Source organism: Paenibacillus massiliensis 2301065 = DSM 16942 (assembly GCF_000377505.1).
Lineage (GTDB): Bacteria > Bacillota > Bacilli > Paenibacillales > Paenibacillaceae > Paenibacillus > Paenibacillus massiliensis.
The window spans coordinates 103,731-108,993 of sequence record NZ_KB898201.1 but is presented as its reverse complement, the minus strand read 5'-3'; the positions used below and the strand labels follow the sequence as shown (position 1 = coordinate 108,993).

Sequence of the window (5,263 nt, the reverse complement as noted above, 5' to 3'; positions counted from 1 at the left end):
ATACGACTGTGGCTTACCCGAGTGAGCAGACGATTCACGGCTTGTTCGAGGCGCAGGCAGAGCAGACTCCAGAGCAACCAGCTCTGTTCTGCGAAGGAGAGCAGCTGACGTACCGCGAGCTGAATGAGCGAGCGAACCGTCTGGCGCGAACGCTGCGTCATGAAGGAGTCACGAAGGATCAGTTGGTCGGTCTCATGACCGAGCGCTCGGTGGACATGATCGTAGGCATCTTCGCGATCCTGAAGGCCGGCGGTGCGTATGTGCCGATTGACCCGACGTATCCAGAGGAGCGAATTCGCTACATGCTGGAGGACTCAGGAGCACAGCTGCTGCTGACTCAGCGTCATCTGGCAGATAAAGTAGCATTTGATGGACGTATGCTCGTCCTGGATGGGACGGATGCCGTCTACCATGGAGATGGCTCGAATCTGGAGCCATGGTCTGGACCGAACGATCTGGCGTATGTCATCTATACCTCAGGCACGACGGGCCAGCCGAAGGGCGTCATGCTGGAGCATCATGGCCTCTGCAACCTGAAGACCTACTTCGATCAGACGCTGCAGATCAGTCCTGCGGATCATGGGTTGCTGTTCGCGAGCTATTCGTTCGATGCGGCATGCTGGGAAATATTCCAGGCGCTGTTCTGCGGAGCGACACTGTATGTACCGACCAGTGAGACGATCCTGAACTATGAGCGGTTCGAGCAGTATATGGCGGAGCATCGGATTAGCGTGGCGGCCTTACCGCCGACGTATGCGGTGTATCTGGAGCCGGAGCGGATGCCAAGCCTGCGGATTCTGTTCACAGCCGGATCAGCGACCTCAACGGAGCTGGTGTACAAGTGGAAGGATCAGGTGTCGTATTACAACGGCTATGGTCCAACGGAGAATTCGGTCGCAACATCCATCTGGCCGGTATCTGAGGATAGCCGGGCAGGGGAGATCATCTCGATTGGACGTCCGATGCCGAATCACCGGGTCTACATCGTGGATGCTCATGGTCATCTGGCACCTGTCGGCGTAGCGGGGGAGCTGTGCGTATCCGGTCCGGGTCTGGCCCGTGGCTATCTGGATCGTGCGGAGCTGACGGCGGAGAAGTTCGTGTCGAATCCGTTCGTGACTGGAGAAGTGAGGGAGTCTGAGGAAGCTGAGGGAGTTGTAGGTGAAGCGCGACTGGCTGATGCTGGACTTGGCTCTGAAGCTGAAGGGCATGACGTGACAGAAGGTCGAGCAGCTAGACAGGCAGCGAGCCATGCCACGAGCCATTATGAGCGGATGTACCGTACCGGAGATCTGGCGCGCTGGATGCCGGACGGCAACATCGAATACTTGGGCCGGATCGACCATCAGGTGAAGATTCGCGGCTACCGGATTGAACTGGGCGAGGTGGAGGCTCAGCTGCTGAAGGTGGAAGCTGTGCAGGAGGTCATTGTACTCGCGCAAGCGGATGAGCAGGGGCAAAACCAACTGGTGGCCTACTATGTAGCTGAACAAGAAGTTGGTGCAAGTGAGCTGCGCGCTCAATTAGCCGCTGAACTGCCGAGCTACATGGTGCCATCGCACCTGATCCAGCTGGAGCAGATGCCACTGACACCGAATGGCAAGATTGACCGCAAAGCGCTTCCGGCTCCAGATGGCAGTCTGCACAGCGGTGCTGAATATGCAGAGCCACGCACTTCCCTGGAGCAGACGTTGGTATCTATATGGCAGACCGTGCTGGGATCTAAGCGGATTGGTATATTGGATAATTTCTTTGATCTGGGCGGCGACTCGATCAAGGCGATTCAGCTAGCTTCACGCTTGCTGCAAGCTGGCTATAAGCTGGAGATGAAGGATCTGTTCCAGTACCCAACCATCTCATTGTTGAGTGGGCATGTTCATCAGGCTACTCGCACAGCGGATCAACGCACGGTAACGGGTACTCTTTCGCTGACACCGATCCAGCATTGGTTCTTTGCACAGGATTCGGCAGAGCCGCATTACTTCAACCAATCGGTCATGCTGCACAGAGCAGAAGGCTTCCAAGTAGCTGCATTACAGCAGGCAGTGGCGAAGGTTGTGGAGCACCATGATGCATTGCGAATCGTGTTCCGTCATGCCGAGGAGCATGGCTATGTGGCATACAATCGTGGTTTGAAGGAAGGCGAGCTATACAGTCTGGATATTGTGGACCTCACCGACATGTCTGAGCAAGCCATGGTGGCTAGAGTGATTGAAGACAGAGCTAATGCTATCCAAGGCTCCATGGATATAGAAAATGGACCACTGATGAGACTCGGACTGTTCCGTTGTGCGGACGGTGATCATTTGCTGGTTGCTATCCATCATCTGGTCGTAGACGGTATTTCGTGGCGAATTGTACTAGAGGATATTGCTGAAGGGTATGAGCAAGCCGTCCGCGGAGAAGTCGTTCGTCTGCCGGCCAAAACGGATTCATTCGCGGTATGGGCAGAGCGCTTGTCGCAATATGCGAGTAGCGAAGCAATGGCGCATGAGAGCAATTACTGGCAGCACCTTGCCGAGCAAGCTTCTGGATCAGTGCGTAGTAACGAGGAGCGTGCTGTAGAAGCGGGATATCCGCTGTGTGACAGCAAGACGGTGACGGTAGCGTGGAGCGAGCAGGATACGCGCCAATTACTGCAGGATGCGCATAGAGCTTACAACACAGAGGTGAATGACCTCCTGTTAACGGCACTTGGCACTGCATTGCACCGCTGGAGTGGTCAGCAGAGAGTTCTGGTCAATCTGGAAGGCCATGGACGGGAAGCAATCGTACCAGAGCTTGATATCACACGTACTGTGGGCTGGTTCACGAGCCAATATCCAGTGCTGCTAGAGGTGGATGGACAAGCGGAAGCAGGTCAGCGGATCAAGCAGGTCAAGGAGAACCTGCGCCAGGTGCCGCAGAAGGGAATTGGTTATGGTCTTTTAAAATACTTGTCTGCCGAAGCAGCCAATTCTGCACTCCATCTGCAGCCTGAAATCAGCTTCAACTATCTGGGTCAATTCGATCAGGACCTGGATCATGGCGCAATTGTTCTGTCATCTCACTCCGGCGGTGAGCCGATGAGTGAACATACGTTGCTGGAGCAGCCGTTGAATGTGAACGGTATGATCACAGCAGGTGTACTGACACTGGAAATACGCTATGACAGCAATGCCTTCGAGCAGCATAGCGTTGAGCATTTCGCACAGCTATTGAAGGAAAGCCTGCAAGAGGTTATCTCGCATTGCGCGGCTAAAGAGCGGAGTGAGCTAACGCCTAGTGATGTTCTATATAAAGGTCTCAGCCTGAAGCAATTGGAGCAATTGATGCTGGAGACGGCTGGTATCGGTGAGCTGGAGAATGTGTATGCTCTGTCACCAATGCAAAAAGGAATGCTGTTCCACAGCCTCATGGAGCCTGAATCCGGTGCTTACTTCCAGCAGGCGTCGTTTGATCAGCAGGGTCATTTTGATGTAGCCATTTTCCGTAAGAGTCTGGATCTGTTGACTAGGCGTCATGAGGCGCTGCGCACGAACTTCCGTATGTTCGAATTGGAACAGCAGCAGGAGCCATTACAGATGGTATTCCGTCACAAGTCGAGCGATCTCACTTATGAGGATCTACGGGCAATGGACCCTGCACAGCAGCAGGCGTATATTCGGGCGTTCAAGCAGCAGAACCAGGACCGAGGCTTCAATCTTGCCAATGACTCGCTCATGCGAGTGCATGTGCTTCATACGGCTGAAGAGGCATACCATCTGGTCTGGAGCTTCCATCATATTGTGATGGATGGCTGGTGTTTGTCACTTGTGACAAGCGAGGTGTTCGGCACATATTTTGCGCTGCTGGAGCATAAGCAGCCACAGCTGCCTGCGATTACACCTTTTAGCGAGTATATTGAATGGCTGGAGAGTCAGGACGAGCATGCGGCAAGGGACTATTGGAACGGCTATCTGGCTGGCTTTGAGCAGCAGACGTTGTTGCCTGGCAGTACGTCCGTCCTTGAGGGACAAGAAATATCAAGCAGCCTTGCCCAGGATCATCCCATGACATTGGCAGATTCAGCTTCAGCGCTGACGGAAGAATCAGCAAGCACAAGGATGCATGCCGAGCTGGCTATTGATGAGCAGAATGCCCATGCTTCCGAGTATGTGTCTGAGTATGTATCCAAATATAGGTCTGAACAGATAACGGTTGATCTTGATCGCACATGGAGCGATGCCTTGTATCGAATCGCGAAGCAACAGCAGGTAACGATTAATACGTTGATGCAGAGCGTGTGGGGCGTGATTTTGCAGAAATATAACAACAATGAGGATGTTGTATTCGGTAGCGTAGTATCAGGACGTCCGACGGATCTGCCTGGCGTGGAGAATATGATCGGCTTGTTCATTAATACGATTCCGGTACGCATTCACAATGCTCGTAATGCTACATTCACTGAGATTATGCGGAGTACACAGGAGCAGGCACTGGCCTCAGGGGTCTATGATAGTTTCCCGTTGTATGAAATCCAGGCGCTAACCGAGCAGAAGCAGCAACTGATTAATCATATTATGGTCTTTGAAAATTATCCGGTAGAGCAGCAGATGGAGCAGCAAGTAGATCAGATGGGTGAAGCACGCTCATCAGCCTTTGCAATCAGCAATGTTGAGGTGGTCGAGCAGACGAATTATGATCTGGATCTGGTTGTCATGCCGGATGAGCTCTTCCGCATCATGTTCCGATATAACGCGAATGTATATGATCGCGCTGCAGTTGAGCGTATGCAAGGGCATCTATTGCAAGTGCTGGAGCAGATTATTGCGAATCCGCATATCCGTGTGGATGAACTTGCCTTGGTAACCCCGGCAGAGCAAGCACATCTCATCGAGGTGTGGGGTGATACCGCAGCACCATATCCGCAGGAGGAGACACTTAGCAGTCTGTTCGAGCAGCAGGTACTACGTGCACCGGAACAGGTGGCTGTCATCTGTGGGGAGCAATCGTTGACCTATGCGGAGCTGAATGAACGTGCGAATCGTCTGGCACGTACCTTGCGTGCGGAAGGTGTTGTAGCAGATCAGCCCGTAGGTGTGGTCGTGCAGCGCTCGCTGGAGATGATGGTGGGCATCTATGCGATTCTGAAGGCTGGCGGCGCATATGTGCCGATTGATCCAGACTATCCGGCCGATCGCATCCGCTTCATGCTGGAGGACTCGGGTGCGCAGCTGGTGCTGACGCAGCAGCATCTTGTCGAGCGGTGGGAGGTGCAGTCTGCACAGTCGGGCCATTTTGC

Annotated in this window: 1 protein-coding gene; it reads left to right on the top strand. The window is 53.6% G+C overall.

The window, feature by feature from the left end:
• On the top strand, window positions 1-5,263 hold a 5,263-nt coding region (locus tag D328_RS29755; protein WP_018887723.1), incomplete at both ends, for a non-ribosomal peptide synthetase.